General features: G+C 44.4%; 13 protein-coding genes. 8 read left to right on the forward strand and 5 right to left on the reverse strand.

All coding sequences use genetic code 11. The annotated features are described in order from the left end of the window. Positions 1 to 33 precede the first annotated feature (33 nt). Together COPRO5265_RS01975 and COPRO5265_RS01980 are read right to left on the reverse strand one after the other, a co-directional pair. Entirely contained in the window at positions 34 to 1,152 is a 1,119-nt protein-coding gene (locus COPRO5265_RS01975; protein ID WP_012543929.1) for a glycosyltransferase, read from the reverse strand. 67 nt (positions 1,153 to 1,219) lie between these two features. Then, entirely contained in the window at positions 1,220 to 2,353 is a 1,134-nt protein-coding gene (locus COPRO5265_RS01980) for a glycosyltransferase (protein WP_012543625.1), read from the reverse strand. A gap of 202 nt (positions 2,354 to 2,555) precedes the next feature. Between COPRO5265_RS01980 and COPRO5265_RS01985 the strand changes: the two genes are divergently transcribed. The 6 genes from COPRO5265_RS01985 (at position 2,556) to glf (ending at position 8,455) form a co-directional block, all read left to right on the forward strand. Next, positions 2,556 to 3,908 carry a UDP-glucose dehydrogenase family protein gene (locus COPRO5265_RS01985; protein WP_012544453.1) on the forward strand — a complete coding sequence of 451 codons (1,353 nt, stop codon included), beginning with the start codon at positions 2,556 to 2,558 and terminating at the stop codon, positions 3,906 to 3,908. Continuing rightward, positions 3,905 to 4,843 (forward strand): UDP-glucuronic acid decarboxylase family protein, encoded by a 939-nt coding sequence (locus COPRO5265_RS01990; protein WP_012543573.1) that lies wholly within the window; start codon positions 3,905 to 3,907, stop codon positions 4,841 to 4,843. Before COPRO5265_RS01985 ends, COPRO5265_RS01990 begins: the two co-directional genes overlap by 4 nt. After that, the gene (locus tag COPRO5265_RS07335) at positions 4,828 to 5,871 is read left to right on the forward strand and encodes a glycosyltransferase family 2 protein (RefSeq protein WP_012544755.1); all 1,044 of its coding nucleotides are present in this window, start codon (positions 4,828 to 4,830) and stop codon (positions 5,869 to 5,871) included. The genes COPRO5265_RS01990 and COPRO5265_RS07335 overlap by 16 nt, the downstream gene beginning before the upstream one ends. 99 nt (positions 5,872 to 5,970) lie before the next feature. Further along, positions 5,971 to 6,444, forward strand: coding sequence for an NAD(P)-binding protein (locus tag COPRO5265_RS07570; RefSeq protein WP_201763830.1), 474 nt, complete (start codon positions 5,971 to 5,973; stop codon positions 6,442 to 6,444). Beyond that, positions 6,423 to 7,115 (forward strand): UDP-galactopyranose mutase, encoded by a 693-nt coding sequence (locus COPRO5265_RS07575; protein WP_201763831.1) that lies wholly within the window; start codon positions 6,423 to 6,425, stop codon positions 7,113 to 7,115. Before COPRO5265_RS07570 ends, COPRO5265_RS07575 begins: the two co-directional genes overlap by 22 nt. 200 nt (positions 7,116 to 7,315) lie before the next feature. Further along, entirely contained in the window at positions 7,316 to 8,455 is a 1,140-nt protein-coding gene (gene glf, locus COPRO5265_RS02005) for a UDP-galactopyranose mutase (RefSeq protein WP_012544253.1), read from the forward strand. On the opposite strand, the gene ndk is transcribed toward glf, so the two are convergent. Further along, positions 8,436 to 8,888 (reverse strand): nucleoside-diphosphate kinase, encoded by a 453-nt coding sequence (gene ndk, locus COPRO5265_RS02010; RefSeq protein WP_041735586.1) that lies wholly within the window; start codon positions 8,886 to 8,888, stop codon positions 8,436 to 8,438. The genes glf and ndk overlap by 20 nt on opposite strands. 143 nt (positions 8,889 to 9,031) lie before the next feature. Here ndk and polX point away from each other — a divergent pair, with 143 nt between their 5' ends. Together polX and gpmA are read left to right on the forward strand one after the other, a co-directional pair. Further along, a complete protein-coding gene (gene polX, locus COPRO5265_RS02015; protein ID WP_012543713.1) occupies positions 9,032 to 10,747 on the forward strand; it encodes a DNA polymerase/3'-5' exonuclease PolX in 1,716 nt (571 codons plus the stop codon). Positions 10,748 to 10,819: 72 nt separating this feature from the next. After that, complete coding sequence (gene gpmA / locus COPRO5265_RS02020) at positions 10,820 to 11,566, forward strand: 2,3-diphosphoglycerate-dependent phosphoglycerate mutase (protein ID WP_012544390.1); 747 nt, start codon at positions 10,820 to 10,822, stop codon at positions 11,564 to 11,566. Between the two features lie 97 nt (positions 11,567 to 11,663). Here gpmA and COPRO5265_RS07340 read toward each other — a convergent pair whose 3' ends face one another. Together COPRO5265_RS07340 and COPRO5265_RS02030 are read right to left on the reverse strand one after the other, a co-directional pair. Then, positions 11,664 to 13,112, reverse strand: coding sequence for a stalk domain-containing protein (locus tag COPRO5265_RS07340; RefSeq protein WP_143708083.1), 1,449 nt, complete (start codon positions 13,110 to 13,112; stop codon positions 11,664 to 11,666). 78 nt (positions 13,113 to 13,190) lie between these two features. Then, on the reverse strand, positions 13,191 to 16,400 hold the full coding sequence (locus COPRO5265_RS02030; protein WP_012544760.1) for an Ig-like domain-containing protein: 3,210 nt from the start codon (positions 16,398 to 16,400) through the stop codon (positions 13,191 to 13,193). Between the last annotated feature and the right edge of the window lie 96 nt (positions 16,401 to 16,496).

The raw sequence follows: 16,496 nt of genomic DNA on the forward strand, positions 1-16,496 counted from the left end.
TCAATTATACAAGACGCTAAGTGTATTCCTTCATTATGATGCTTGAAGAAAAGTTTGTATCAGCTTGCAATACTGATCAACAATTTTGTCAAGTGAGAACTCTTTAGCTCTTTCCACACCTTTGCTTGTTTCGTCGCTCATCGCCGCCAATATGGCATCAGCTAATGCTTTTGGAGCGCCAACTGGCACAAGCCTGCCCCATTTCCCATTCTCAAGTATTTCTGCAGGTCCACTCGGGCAATCGGTAGAGACAACTGGCAAACCTAATGCAAGTGCTTCCGCTAACACGTTACCAAATCCTTCCCATCTTGATGAGAGTACGAAAACTGAACTGTGTTTCATGTATTTGTATGGGTTGTCTACAAATCCAGGCATACAAATGTCATTTTGTAAGCCAAGCTGCTTAACAAGTTGCTCAAGCTTAGCTCTCTCAGATCCTTCTCCTAAGATCATAAGTCTTGCCTCAGTTTTCTTCCTAACCAAAGCAAAAGCCTTGATCAGTGTTGGGAAATCTTTTTGTGGATGCAGCCTGCCAACTCCTAAAATGACTGGTGGTTGTCCTGGTTGGAACCAAGGATGGTTAACTGGCTCTTCAGCCTTCTTGAACATGTCTTCAGTGACTACAGGATTGTAAATAACCTGTACTTTGTTTTTTGGCAGATGGTATTTGTTAATGAGCTCTTGAGCGACCCCGTTTGATACACAGATAATTTTGTCTGCCTTAGGATAGAAAGCCCTAACTAATAATGGGATGAACTTTCCCGCTAAACCGGGAGTGTGTATCATTTCTTCACTCATTTGGCTGTGGATGGTCACGACAAGTCTTACATTGGATGATGCTCTTTCTTTTGCCATTGCGGCGACAAGGTTCGCTTGGTGTAAAGCAGAAATCAAGACATGAGGCTCTCTTTGCCTTAGGTAGCTTGATAAAGCTGAAATCGCATAACGAGTTCTCTTACATTGAAGATCGACCACATTAATAGAGGCTGGCAGCTCTCTCAAGTAAGGACCTTCAGCTTTTGCTAGTACAAAATCGACCTTTAATGCATGTTCACTTAGACCTTTGGCGATGTTTACCATGACCCTTTCAGCACCACCGCCTTGCAGGTTTGGCATGAAAAATGTTACATCAGGTGTTCGATTCTTTTCCATAAGCTTTCATCACCCCTTGCTTACTGAACTTCATCGTGAAAAATCCGTTCACAGCTTTAGCATCTCTTCACTGCTCCAATTCTTTTATCAATGCCACATACTGATCAACAATTCTATCTAGAGAAAACTCTTTTGCTCTTTCCGCACCTTTGCCTCTTTCATCATTTAGTGCCTCCAAGATAGCGTTGGCTAAAGCTTCAGGACTTCCTACTGGTACTAACTTTCCCCATTTGCCTCCTTCAAGTATTTCTGCAGGTCCGCTCGGGCAATCTGTAGAGACAACTGGCAAACCTAATGCAAGTGCTTCAATGAGAACTGTTGGCAATCCTTCCCATCTTGATGAGAGTACGAAAACTGAACTATGTTTCATGTATTTGTATGGGTTGTCTACAAATCCAGGCATACAAACGTCATTTTGTAAGCCGAGCTGCTTAACAAGTTGCTCAAGCTTGGCTCTCTCAGATCCTTCTCCTAAGATCATAAGTCTTGCCTCAGTTTTCTTCCTAACCAAAGCAAAAGCCTTGATCAGTGTTTCAAAATCTTTTGCTGCTGTAAGTCTCCCAACTCCTAAAATGACTGGTGGTTGTCCTGGCTGGAACCAAGGATGGTCAAGTGGCTCTTCAGCCTTCTTGAACATGTCTTCAGTGACTACAGGATTGTAAATAACCTGTACTTTGTTTTTTGGCAGATGGTATTTGTTAATGAGCTCTTGAGCGACCCCGTTTGATACACAGATAATTTTGTCTGCCTTAGGATAGAAAGCCCTAACTAACAAGGGGATTGCTTTTGCAAGTTTCTTTTTAGACTTTCCGATGTCGTGACTCATTGTCCCATGTACGCTGACAATAATTCTTGTTTTTTTACCGCTTAACATATTGGCCCACAGTGCGGTTAGATTGGCATGATGCAACGCTGAAAGAACAAGTTCAGGGTGTCGTTCCTTTAGGTAGCTTTTCATTGGCCTTAGCCAGCCATAGACGGTATTTGTACCTAAATCCACCACGTTGATCCTGCGGTCAATTTGTGATAGGTTCGGACCTTCAGCTTTTCCTAGAACAAAATCGACAACCATTCCTTTTTCAACAAATGCATTTCCCAGGTTAGCAAAGACTCTTTCTGCTCCGCCACCGCCAAGATTTGGCAGAAAAAGAGCGATGTGAAACTGCCTTAAGTTGAGCAACGGATCATGAATCGTTTTCATATGCCTAATTTAATTCTACGTCAAATGAATTGAAGTTTGTCATGAACTTTTCTTTCCACACGCCAAACGAGAGTCGCTATTCAGTATAGGAAGCGGTAACATGGTTTTATCTGATTCATACAATGCAGTTGGCTTCTAAAGCTACATTGCGTATAATAGAAAGCTGAGTCAGACTTATGAGTGGGAAGGGTGAAATGGTGCAATGAAAATTACAGTGATTGGCGGGGGCTATGTAGGTTTAACTACTGGTATTTGTTTTTCATACGTTGGTCATGATGTGGACATTGTAGAGAAAGACCATGCAAGGTTCAGTGCACTTGAGCTGGGGAAATTGCCAATATATGAGCCAGGATTAGATGATCTTCTACAAAAATCGAGAAGTCGTATAACGTTTTCAAATAAGGTTAATAGGGCTTTACTAAATGGCAGTGAGTTAATTGTTATTGCGGTTGGTACTCCTCCGAAAGATGACGGAGACGCTGACCTAACCTTCTTGCATGCTGCTGTTGAAGAGGTTATAAGTTACTTAGATAGGAGTGCTCAGGCAGTCGTGGCGATAAAATCGACTGTTCCCGTAGGAACTAATGACATGTTGGCGGAGAAGTTCGGATTAATTTTAGCCGGCCATAGAGTGCAATTTGTTTCCAATCCTGAGTTCTTGAGGGAAGGCCATGCCGTATATGACACGCTGTATCCAGACAGAATTGTGGTCGGCGCAAGAGATCGCGACGCTGTAGGTGTATTAAGAGAAGCATATGGTCCCATACTACAGCGCTCCTTTGTGAAACCGGATTTTATTACCGACGGCACTGAAAAGGATTTGCCATACTTTATCGTTACTACGCCTAAGAGTGCCGAACTGGTGAAGTACGCGTCTAATGCTTTTCTTGCTTTGAAGATTAGCTACATTAACGAAATCGCAATGTTGTGTGAGAAAGTAGGAGCAAACGTAAGAGATGTTGCTCTGGGTATGGGCACAGATTCACGGATTGGTCGCAGTTTCTTAAACGCTGGAATAGGTTGGGGAGGAAGCTGTTTTCCAAAAGACACGTCAGCTCTAATAAGAACCAGTGAGAAGCATGGTTCCGAATTGTCCATTGTCAGGGCGGCTGTCAAAGTAAACGATAACATGAAAGATTATTTTGTTAAGAACGTTGAATCTACACTGGGCGACTTACAAGGAAAGACTGTGGCTGTACTGGGGCTTTCCTTTAAGCCTAATACTGATGACGTGCGGGACTCGCCTGCCATGGAGCTTGTCGACCGTTTAGTCAAGAAAGGTGCCGTTGTAAAGGCTACTGATCCAATAGCCATTGAAAATGCAAGGAAGGTACTCCCTGAGTCTGACAAGGTGATTTACGAAGAAGACGTGTACAAAGCATTGGAAGATGTGGATTGTGTTCTCATCACTACTGAATGGCCTCATTGGAGTAAGCTGAACTTTGAGCGCATGGCTAGAATTGTTCGCCAGAAGTTGATATTTGACGGGAGGAACTGTTTGGACAAAGAACTTCTTGAAGGGCTTGGTTTTTTTTATAAAGGAGTGGGAAGATGAAAAGAGTATTGGTGACTGGTGGCGCAGGATTTATAGGTAGTCATCTATGTGAACGTCTTCTAAATGAAGGTAATGAAGTTTTTTGCATGGATAACCTTGAGACTGGAAGTATACGTAACATTGAGACGTTCAAAGAAAATCCCTTGTTTCACTTTATTCAACAGGATGTTATAGAGCCAATCGAGCTCCGGGTTGACGAAATCTTCAATTTTGCTTGTCCAGCTAGCCCACCACGTTACCAAAAAGATCCGGTCCATACTTTGAAGACGTCTGTGTTGGGAGCACTAAACCTTTTAGAATTGGCTACTAACACTGGAGCCAAGATAATGCAGGCATCAACCTCGGAAGTTTATGGAGATCCCGCTATCTCGCCGCAGCCAGAAACTTACTGGGGTAATGTGAACCCGATTGGCCCTCGATCCTGTTACGACGAGGGGAAGCGATGTGCAGAGACGTTATTCTTTGACTATGGCCGACAATTCGGGACAAAGATAAAGGTGATCAGGATTTTCAATACGTATGGACCACGGATGGATCCTGAGGATGGTAGGGTTGTATCAAACTTTATTGCGCAAGCTCTGAAAAATGAACCACTCACAGTATATGGTGATGGTAGTCAGACACGCAGTTTTTGCTATATTGACGATCTTATTGAAGGTATAATGAGCATGATGCAGACTGATGAGTCGTTTTCAGGTCCTGTTAACTTGGGCAATCCTGAAGAAGTTACTGTCTTGGAGGTAGCGAAACTTGTGCTTGAGCTTACATGTAGCAAAAGCGAAATTGAGTTTAGGCCTCTTCCGCAAGATGATCCAAAACGAAGGAAGCCTGACATAACATTAGCAAGGCAAACTCTTGGCTGGGAACCAACGGTAAAACTAAAAGAAGGGCTTATCACAACAATACAGTACTTTAGAGAATGTCTGCGTTTTTAGGGGTGAATCCTGTGGTCAATAATGAAAAGAATAGTTTACCTCTTGTAAGCATTATAATTGACAACTATAACTATGGAAGATTCATCCAGGATGCTATAGAAAGCGCTTTGAATCAGACCTATCCTAACATTGAAGTCATAGTCGTTGATGACGGTTCTACTGACAATTCCAGGGAAATCATTAGTAGATATGCCTCTGCTGGGCTTGTAAAGGCAGTGCTAAAAGAGAATGGTGGGCAGGCGTCAGCCATGAATGCGGGGTTTGAAGTGTCAAGTGGTGACTTGGTAGTGTTTTTGGATTCTGACGATGTGCTTAAGCCCGAAGCTATCGAAGTAGCCGTTAAAACATGGCACCCTGGCGTTAGCAAAGTGCAGTGGCGTTTAGAGGCGATTGACGGGCAAGGCAGCTCTATAGAACTGTTTTTTCCACCTCTGAATGCTCATCTGCTTAACGGGAACGTGCAACACATTGCGAAAAGGTGGTTTTACTTTGGTTTAAGCCCACAGAGTGGAAATTTGTACCCGCGTGATTTCTTGGAAATTGCAATGCCTTTGCCAGAAGAGGAATGGCGCATTTGCGCGGATTATCCATTAATTGCGGCAGCTGTTTTTTACGGGGAGATAATTTCTTTACCAGATGTTCTTGGTTTGTATCGCTTACATGGGGGAAATGCAGTTGGAAAGAAATCTGCAAAAATAAGTGTTGTTTTAGAACAAAATGACAAAGTCCGTAGGTACCTTCATGAAAGGTTTTGCAGGTTTGCAAAAGGCATAGTTTCGAGCGGATTAGACGAAAAAAGGCTAAAGTTGGTCAATGCGATTCTTTCAAAGGAAAACGGAATACCATATGTCTCACGGGTTAGAACCGGCTTTTGTGGTGCTCTAGATTCTTTAGTGTATCCGTTTTTTACTAGTTTCTCAAAGAGAGTTCTGAGCTTTATTTGGTTTTTACTTGTCGGTGTTCTCCCCAGCTCATTAGCTAAATTTGTGGCTGTGCAAGGAATTCCGGACGGGAATACTGTGGGTTAACTTATAATACGTGAAAGCCTTGGTTGCCATTGTTTCGACAATGTTATTGTGGGTTAATGTGACAATTTGGTGTAATGATGCCACAAGGAAGTGAGACATTTGATTAATTGTATAGTAGTAAGTGCAGGATTAGCTGGTGCGACTATAGCTGAACAACTTGCTAATAAATACTCCCAAAACGTGTTAGCAATAGAGAGCAGATTTAACGTTGCTTGGCATTGCTACGATAAACTTGGCAAATCTGGGATACGCTTACACATGTACGGTCCTCACTTATTTCACACCGACAATTCAAAAGTCTGGACCTATCTATCACATTTTACTGATTGGGACATGTACGAACATCGTGCACTTGTTGTCATTCACGGCGAAAAAGTTCCGGTACCATTCAACTTCGTTTCTCTTGAGGCTCTTTTCCCTCCAGCACTTGCTGAGCGCATAGAAAGTAAGTTATTAGACATATTTGGTTCTGATAGGAAGATCAACATTCTAGATTTGAGAAGCAAGCATGATGAAGATTTAGAACTATTGGCGAACTTTATTATAAAAATGTGTTTGAGCAGTACAGCTTGAAGCAGTGGGGTTTCAAACCAGAACAAATGGATGCAGACGTGGTTGGGCGGATACCTGTTGTACTAAATTATGACTCAAGGTATTTTCAAGATCGGTACCAGGCTGTACCACGGGAGGGTTATACGCAGATGATTACGAACATGCTTTCCAACAAGAGAATAAAAGTTATGCTTGGCACTAATTTCATGGATATTGCTCACCTACAGGAAGGGAAAGTCTATATTATGGGGCAAGAGTTTAGGGGCAGCGTTTACTATACAGGTAAGGTGGATGAATTGGCCGGTTTCGTTTTTGGGCTTCTACCTTACAGAAGCTTTAAGTTGCAATTTGAGAGAATAAACGTTGAATATTTCCAGGATGTGGCTCAAGTAAATTATCCGAATCAGTACGACTTCACTAGGATTACTGAGTTCAAGCACATTCAACCAAGTGAAAGCAAGGATACTGTCATCCTTAAGGAGTATCCATTGGAACATGTGCACGGAGAGAACGATCCATTTTACCCAGTGTTTAACAAGGAAAGTCGCGGAAGATACGAAAAGTATGCCGAGTTTTTACAGCAATATAAACAAATAATACTGGTTGGTAGGCTAGCAGAGTACAAATATTATGATATGGACGATGTTGTGGCACGCGCTCTCGATGTTGTGGAACAGGCAATGCAAGGGTAGAGAAGGTAAGCCTGGTGAAATTTCCGAGAGAACTAGATACTAATCGGTTCCCGAAATGATAGACCAACTGCAAAAAGCCTTACTCGAACCTGCAGCAGACTCTTTTGGGTTACAATGGATTTAATAGGCTTGTAATTCCCATTTCGGGGACTGTTTTAATAATGGAGTATTTTTTAGGTTTTTTGGAGGTGAAGCTGTAGATGTTCAAATACATTGTGGTGGGTGCAGGGTTGTCGGGGGCGGTGGTTGCTGAGCGCATTGCTTCACAGCTCAATGAGAAGGTTTTGGTGTTGGACCGCAAGCCACACATAGCTGGAACATGCTTTGATAGCAAAGATGAGAACGGCATATTGGTGCACAGGTATGGGGGCCATTTGTTCCGCACAGAAAACGAAGTGGTTTGGTCGTACCTTTCTCAGTTCACTGATTGGCACTACTACCAGCACAGGGTTTTAGCTTGGGTAGACGGTAAAATGGTACCGCTGCCCTTTAACTTCAACTCCATGGACATGGTGTTTTCGGCTGAACTTGCCTCCAAATTAAAAGAAAAGTTGCTAAACGCTTACGGTTTAAATACAAAGGTGCATGTGACAAAGCTTATCCAGAGCGATGACGAGGATTTACGGTTTTTAGGTGAGTACGTTTACGAAAAGGTGTTTATTCACTACACGCTGAAACAGTGGGGCAGAAGGCCTGAGGAAATGGAACCTGAAGCAACCATTAATGTGCCGGTGCTGGTAGGGAAGGATGACCGCTACTACACAGCGCGGTTTCAAGGAGTGCCAAGGCAGGGCTATACTCAGATGGTTCAGCAGATGCTGTCCCACAAGAATATAAAGCTTATGCTGAATACGGACTTTTTGGAACTTGCAGAGGTCAAGGCAGACGGTATTTACATAATGGGAAAGAAATACGACGGCACCATAATTTACACAGGCTCTCTTGATGAGCTATTTGGCTACAGGTTTGGACGGCTTCCTTTTAGAAGCTTGGACTTTTGCTTTGAAACCCATGATGTGGAGTACTACCAAGGAGCTGCCACGGTGCACTACCCCAACAACTACGATTTCACACGCATCATTGAATTCAAGCACATTCACCCTGTGGATGTAAAACGCACTACCATTTGTTTTGAGTACCCCAAGGAATACACAACCGAGAATGACGAACGCTACTACCCAGTGCTAACAAAAGAAAGCAAAGCGACTTGGCTTAAGTATGCTGATTTAGCCAGAGAATACCATGTGATTCCCTTAGGCAGAGTAGGGGAATTCAAGTACTACAACATGAGCGAAGCGGTTGAGAGTGCGCTCCGAGCGTTCAATGACATAGCAAAGTAAAAGACGTTTTATTACCATTCAAAAATTTCGTCGTCTTGAAGAACAGGCTTATTTCACGCTCGGCAGATTCTAAAGAATCTGAGCAGTGCACTGTGTTCATGGGCATGGGAAGACCGTAGCGTCCACGGATGCTCCCTGGGTCTGCCTGTAGTGGGTCTGTTGCACCAGCCAGCTGCCTACCCACTCTGACAGCGTCATCTCCTGACCAAACAGTTATGAAAATGGGGCCGCTGGACATGTAGTTAACCAAACGCTCGAAGAAATCCTTACCTTTGTGCTCAGCGTAAAACTCTTCCCAGAATTCTCTTGAGTACCAGCCCAGCTTTGCACCAACCATTTTAAGTCCGCGGTCTTGGAAAAGGGTGGTTATCTCGCCGATTATGTTTCTACGCACCGCATCAGGTTTGTAAATAACTAATGTTTTTTCCGCCATGAAAATATTATAGCATCGACCTGCGTTCCGTTCTGCTATGAGCAATGATGAGTGTTAACATTAACTTGTAAGCATGGAAATGCACACTTTTTTGATGAAGCTGCGGCTAAAAAGCGCAGGAACAATAGGAGGTCATCAGGGGCATGACTAACCAAGAAGTGGCTAATCTGCTTAGGCAGATTGCCAAGATACTGGAAATAAAGGGGGACAGCACCTTTAGGATAAGGGCTTATGAGGAAGCGGCTACAAGAGTGGAAAACCTTGCTGAGCCCATTGAGGATATTTGGAAGCGTGGTGAGCTTACCAATGTTCCAGGTATTGGAGAAAGCATAGCTGCGAAAATTGAAGAATACCTAAAGACGGGGAAAAGTTCTTACTTGGAGGAAATATCCAAAGATATCCCTAAGGGGCTTTTCGAGATGATGGAAGTGCCAGGCATTGGGCCGCGTTTGGCTTGGCGCCTTTACACGGAGGCTGGTATTCAAAGCATTGAGGAGTTGGAAAGGGCTTTGGTGGAGCATAAACTTCAAGGGCTGCGTGGCTTTGGCGCAAAAATGGAAAAGAAGCTCTTAGATGGGATACAGATGTACAGGCAGCTGAGCGGTAGAATACCGCTGTACTTGGCTCTGCCCATTGTTCATAACGTGATTACATATCTCAAAGGTCATGCTAAGTTCGTGGACATCGCACCAGCAGGCAGTTTAAGAAGGGGCAGAGCGGATATTGGGGATTGTGACGTGCTAGTGGCAACTGATGACCCCATTCCTGTGATGGAGGCTTTTGTGAAGATGCCCGGTGTTGCTCAGGTGCTCGCCAAAGGTGATACCAAGGCTTCTGTTTTTACTGGTGGTTTGCAGGTGGATTTAAGAGCAGTGCCAGTGGAGTCGTGGGGCGCAGCTTTGCAGTACTTCACGGGTTCTAAGGCGCACAACATAAAACTGCGAGAGCTTGCCATAAAGAAAGGTTACAAGCTCAACGAATACGGGCTCTTTAAGATGGACACCGATGAAAAGGTAGCAGGGCGCACTGAGGAAGAAATTTACAATGCCTTAGGCTTGCCTTGGATTCCGCCTACTATGAGGGAAGATAGAGGGGAAATTGAACTTGCCATGACAGGCAAACTGCCGCGTTTAGTGGAGATGAAGGATATAAAAGGTGATTTACACGTGCACAGTACTTTTTCCGATGGTACCGACACGGTGGAAACCATGGCAAGGAAGGCAAAGGAAATGGGATATGAATGGCTGGTTATTAGCGACCACGCCACTGGCTTAGGGGTTGTTGGCGGCTTAAAACCCGAAGACCTACCCGATTACATAGCAGCCATTAAAGAGGCAGAAAAAAAGGTGGGCATAAGAATCTTTGTGGGCTTGGAAGGGAACATAAAGGCAGATGGTACTTTCCTCTTCACGGATGACAGGGTGGAGGTGCTCATTGCCGCTATACACACGGCTCTAAATCAAGAGAAAGAAAAAATACTGGATCGCTACGAGAAGACCTTTAAGGAAGCTAAACCGCACATTGTGGCGCATCCCACAGGCAGAATACTTGGCAGACGTGGTGGTTTAAATGTAACTTCCTCTGAGGTGCTGCAGCTCTGCAATAAATATGACGTGGTACCTGAACTCAACTGCACGCCCATGCGCTTGGACATCGATGATGTGGGTGTGCTCACTGCGGTAACCCAGTACCACATGCCTGTTGCCTTGGGCACTGACTCTCACGATGCAGAGGAACTAGTCAACATGGAACTTGGAGTGATTCAAGCTCAGCGCGGCTGGGCAGATCCTGATCATGTGATAAACACATGGAGTGCTGAAAAGGTGGAGGAGTGGCTGCGTAGTGGACATAAGCAATGAACTGTTTCACAATTATTTAAATAGCATTAACTTTTTGGGGTGCTATAAATAAGTTTAGAGGTGAGATTTGGCATGTATAAAGTTGTCATGATAAGGCACGGGGAAAGCGAATGGAATAAGCTGAATTTGTTCACTGGTTGGACTGATGTGGACCTTTCTGATAGAGGTGTAGAAGAAGCCATTTGGGCTGGTAAGAAACTAAAAGAAGAAGGTTACACCTTTGATGTTGCATTTACTTCCGTACTGAAACGTGCCATTAAAACGTTGAATTTGGTGCTTGAACAGATGAATCTGGATTGGATCCCTGTGTACAAGCATTGGAGACTGAATGAGCGCCATTATGGTGCTCTGCAGGGCTTGAATAAAGCAGAAATGACCGAAAGATATGGTGAGCAGCAGGTACTCCTGTGGAGGCGTTCTTATGATGTACCACCGCCACCACTGGAAAAGACAGACCCAAGGTGGCCTGGCAATGATCCACGTTATGCGCTTGTTCCTGAAGACGAACTACCACTTTGCGAGTCTTTGAAGGATACCGAAGCGCGTGTGGTCCCTTATTGGGCTGACATGATCGTACCTGCCATAAAAGAGGGCAAAAAGGTACTCATTTCCGCTCACGGTAACAGTATGCGTGCCATTGTGAAGTATTTGGATAAGATGAGCGGTGAAGAAATTGCGAAGACGAATATTCCCACGGGTATTCCGCTGGTTTACGAGCTTGATGAGTCTATGAGGCCCATCAGGCACTACTACTTGGCTGATGAGGACTTCTTAAAAGCCAAGGAGCAAGAAGTAGCTAACCAGATTTACAAGAAATAGCAAATTAACCAACTCCTCCTCCCATAAATGTGAAAAGTATGGGCTTCCCAAGAAAACAGTTCCTGCGAAGCCCATTTGTGTTGTGCGTGTGAGCGCTTTATTGTTTTTGATATGTGATGGTAATTACTTTTGCCGAGTCATTCCACGTTACGGCAGCACCCAAGGTTTCTACTACAAAGCGCAAAGGAACCATGGTGCGGCTGTTTACGATGATGGGCACCACGTTAGTGCTGCCAAGGTCAATGGGTTTTTTAACACCATTCACCATGGCGTAGTTTTTACCAATCCAAAGCTCCACAGTGGTAGCACTTTTAGTTCCTTCCATGGTTATGGTAACTTTTTGTTTTTCTTTGTCCCAAACAGTGCTTCCTCCGAGCGCTTTAACCACATGACTTATGGGCAAAAGCGTTCTACCACTTTTTATGATGGGCGGCATGTCCATGAAACTCGGCACACCGTTGATTAGGTACTTATCATTCATAATTTGAAGCTCTAAGGTAGTAGCTGTAGTTTGTTTTGCACCCTCTATGAAAGGTCCGTTGAACTGCAAGAGCGCTTGGCTTTGTCCCCAAACACCTGAATCGGGCGGAAACCAAACTGTGTAGCGGGGCGTAGTAACAACGAAGTAGTAGTTATGGTTCCCTGCTTCTAAGGTAGTTTTGTACTGGTATGTGCCAGTGTAAGTAGTACCTTCCACAGGCTGCATTTTATGTGGTTTGCCATCGATATAAACCATGACTGTGGGTGTGACCTTTTCTGGCACCACCAGAGGCAGCTGATATGTGTACAAGGTGGAAGGTGCAGCAGCGCTGCTCCTTAAGGGCTTTACGTAGCTCTTAGCTGCGCCCATTCCTGGCGAGTAGGGCACTCTTGCTGTAAAACCGTTAGCTGGCGCTGTAAGAATAAGCCCGCGGTACATTTGGGAAACCATGAGCTCCTCGTAGGTGTAGGTTTTACGGCCATTCCATGGGTCATTTACCAAATACTTGAACTGCTCGCCAGTATTATCGTAGCCATAGATGACTACGTAGTGTCCCCCTATGATTTCAGTGTTTGCCATGAGGGGCCTACCAGCGGCTATCTCCTGCATTACAAGTTTTTTGGCATAGCTTTCTGAAGGCTGCCTTATAAACTGCGCGGAAATGTCATGAGCATTCAAGAACGGTATGACATCAGCTATGGTTTTGTCGGTGCCGTTACGCCAAATGAAGCCCCAAGCTCCCCAGCCTTGCAGCCCTGGCCGGTGCTCTTGATTAGCAAAGTACTTCCACATTACATCATGGTAGGGTGATTTGTAGCGGTATGCTCGCGTCATGTACCAACCGTAGTCTGTGGGATTCCCGTCTGCGCCAGTTATAGTAAAAGGTGCAATTCTTCCATAATAGGCAAATAGCATGGCAGCAGAAGTTATGCCGCATGCTCGAGAAGGGCTAAACCCAATGGGTATGTTGTAGTGCTGGCTCATGTAAGGAACATTTAGCTGCGCTTTAGCTGGCAAGGTAGCTGCAGCTACTAAGGGAGGGGGCGTCAAAAGGACCAAGCACATTAGAAGTGCAAGAGTACACGCAGACGCGGTTAGCCTGACAATGCGTTTTGTCATCTTTGCAAATGCACCTTTCTCTATTTACTTCTTGTAAAACATGAACAGTGTTTGCGTCATGGAGTCCCAGACGAAACCAATATTCATGGATCTTGCAACAAAATCTGCAGGTAGAAGCGGTCGCTGGTTAACTACCATGGATGCTACTTGGGAGTTCGAGGAATCTAAAGAGGTTCTTGCTCCATTAACGACGGCGTAATTAGTACCAACAGTGTGAGTTAGTGACCTAGATCCTAATCTTATCGTGAGTGTTCTGCTTGCAGAGTTCCACGTAAAGCTACCTCCAAAATGTTCAATAACGGGCTGAGGATCAAAGAAAACTTTATTGTTTTTCATCATGGGCGGTATTCTGCTGTTCAACATGTTTGAATTTGCCAAGTATTCTGAGTTGCCCAATCGAAACAAAGCTGTTTTGTATGGCCCGTAAATAACGACGATATGTTTAGTTTTGTCGAACCAACCCACTTCAGCTCCGAGTTTCTCTGCAACAAACCTTAACGGAACCATGGTTCGTGAATTTACAATTTCTGGGACGACTTGTGGATTGTTGGGGTCAATGGCTTGTTCTTTTCCATTAACTCGAGCTTTGTTCTTGCCTATCCAGAGTTCGATCATGTCTGAACCCAGTTGAACGACGACTCGACGATCCTGCGGATACCAGGCTACTGAACCTCCCATGGCTTCTACAATGAAACGTATGGGGAGCAAAGTACGTCCACCTTTGATTATGGGTTGAGAGTCAAGGTACTTAGGTTGCTCACCCACGTAATATTTTGTGGTTCCTACTCTTAATGTTATTACCACGTTTTTCTTTGATGTGGTAGGGTTTGTAACGGTTATTGTTACAACAGCTGTGGCTTTTCCTCCTTTACCATCTTGTACTGTGTACGTAAAGCTGTCTGTTCCATAGAATCCTTTGTTTGGGGTGTAGGTAACCGAGTTGTCCGTATTGACGCGGGCTGAACCGTTCTTCGGTTTCAAAGTTATTTCTACTGTCAAAGCGTCACCGTCAGGGTCCTTATCGTTGGCTAAAACGTTTATTTTTACAGCTGTATTGATTCTTGTGTATGCCGTATCGTTGTTGGCTGTGGGTGCAGAGTTTGGTGCAATTACTTGAACTGTCACTGTACCAACGGATTTTCCTCCCTTTCCATCAATGACAGTGTAAGTGAAAGTGTCAGTACCACTAAAGTCTTTGTTAGGAGTGTAGGTAACTGTCCTATCAGAATTGATCGTTACTTTTCCATTCTGAGGCTGTGTTACCGAACCAATGTTTAGACGGTCCCCATCAGTGTCATAGTCGTTTGCCAAGACATAAATCTTGATGGCGTTGTTCTTACCAGTGGTTGCCGTGTCGTTCTTGGCAACGGGATTGCGGTTTACCTCTTGTTGCACTCCTCTAACGGTAACCGTGACCCGGGCTTGGCTTGTTAGGCCCTCTGCGTTTACCACCGTATAGGTGAAAGTATCTGTTCCAAACCAGTTGTTCTCCGGACTATAACGTATGATACCTTCTTCAGCTAATATGACAATGGTTCCATGGGATGGTTTACTTGCACCATAAATGGTCAGATGTAATCCATTAGGATCTGTGTCATTTGCTAAAACTCTGATATCCACGGGAATGTTTTGATCAGTTGCTGCAGAATCATCTGAGGCGACAGGAGGAAGTACCTTTGTTTCTTCTATAACAGTAATAGTTACTACGCCAACACTTTTACCCCCTTGACCATCGCTTATGGTATAAAGGAAGCTATCCTCTCCTGCCCAGTCCAGCGGCGGTACGTACTCAATATTATTGTCAGCATCGATGATGGCAGATCCGTAACGCGGCGAACCTACTTCTTCTACCACTAGTTGATCGCCGTCTGGATCGTAATCATTGTCCAAGACTGGTACCGTAATTGGAGTGTTTTTCGGTGTGCTAACCCGATCATTCACTGCCACAGGAGAATGATTTTGCTCTGTTACTTCTATGTAAACGGTGCCAATAGCAGTATGACCGTTACCATCTGAGATGATGTAGATGAAGGAGTCAAAACCAATCCAGTCGCTTTTAGGAGTATAGAGAACACGGCCGTCTCCTAGATCTTGTGCAGTTCCGTTAGCGGGTTGGAAAAACCCATTAAGTAAGATGTGGTCTCCATCTGGATCGTAGTCGTTAGAAAGCGGACTGATTACGACCTCTGTGTTTCTTGTTGTAACAACTTGATCTTTAATTGCTACTGGTGGGTCCTGCACCGGCAAGACCTGGACTAGAACTGTGGCAGTTTCGTGGCGGCCCATGCTATCGATTAATCTGTAAGAGAACTCGTCTATGCCATACCAATTTGTGGTGGGCGTGTAGGAAATGCGCTGATCTTCTAGAAAACTGATGATGCCATGTTGCGGTGGTTCAACAACGCTAATGCTTATTTGTTGACCTTCAGCCAAAATGTCATTTTGAAGCGGGTTCACCACAGTGGTGGTTTCTTCCATGGTTTTGAAAGCATCTGCAACAGCTGCGAACATGTTTCCTTCGCTACTGACGTAAATGGTCACTGTGGACATGCTGGTGGCACCCATTGTGTCCCGTACGGTATATGTGAATGAGTCAGTGCCCTTATACCAGGGGTAGGGTGTATATGACACTGTTGTGGGTGTCAAAAGTTGGACATAGCCGTTATTGGGTTGACTGATTTCTATTATGTAGAAATCGTCATTTTCAGGATCTAGGTCATTCGCTGTGGGGCTAAAAACTACTTCCTGACCGATACGAGTCAGTATTTTGTCTTCCATGGCTACTGGAGGATTGTTCTCAATCACCACCACAGTAACTTCGCCATAACCTGCCTCTCCAGTGGATTTAACCACTGTGTAGGTAAACTTGTCAGTACCTATCCAATCTTGTTCGGGGGTATAGGTAATACTAAAATCGCTGTTAATGGCGACAGTTCCATGGGACGGTGTGGAAACGCTGGCCAACCACAGCATACCGCCTTCCAAGTCACTATCATTCGCTAAAACATCAATCGTTACAGGTGTGTTCTTTGCCGTGGTTGCAGTATCATTGTTCACAATCATACTTTCACTTGACAGCGCTGCCACTGACATTTGCGGACGTGTTGAGGTGTTTGATTCTATCCCGAACGTACCTACTGGCAAGCAGAGCGCTACTAGAAGCAGAAGAGTCAGTATGCTCTTGATTACTCTAAAGCTCTTGTTTTGCTTATCTTGCGTGGCACTTTTTATCATTGGCGCCACCACCTCCCATTACATATAAATCCTTCTGCATCTTTCATTATGTACTAAAAAAGACCATTGGGGCCTATTTTATAAACTGTAAGGCTG

Source organism: Coprothermobacter proteolyticus DSM 5265 (assembly GCF_000020945.1).
GTDB lineage: Bacteria > Coprothermobacterota > Coprothermobacteria > Coprothermobacterales > Coprothermobacteraceae > Coprothermobacter > Coprothermobacter proteolyticus.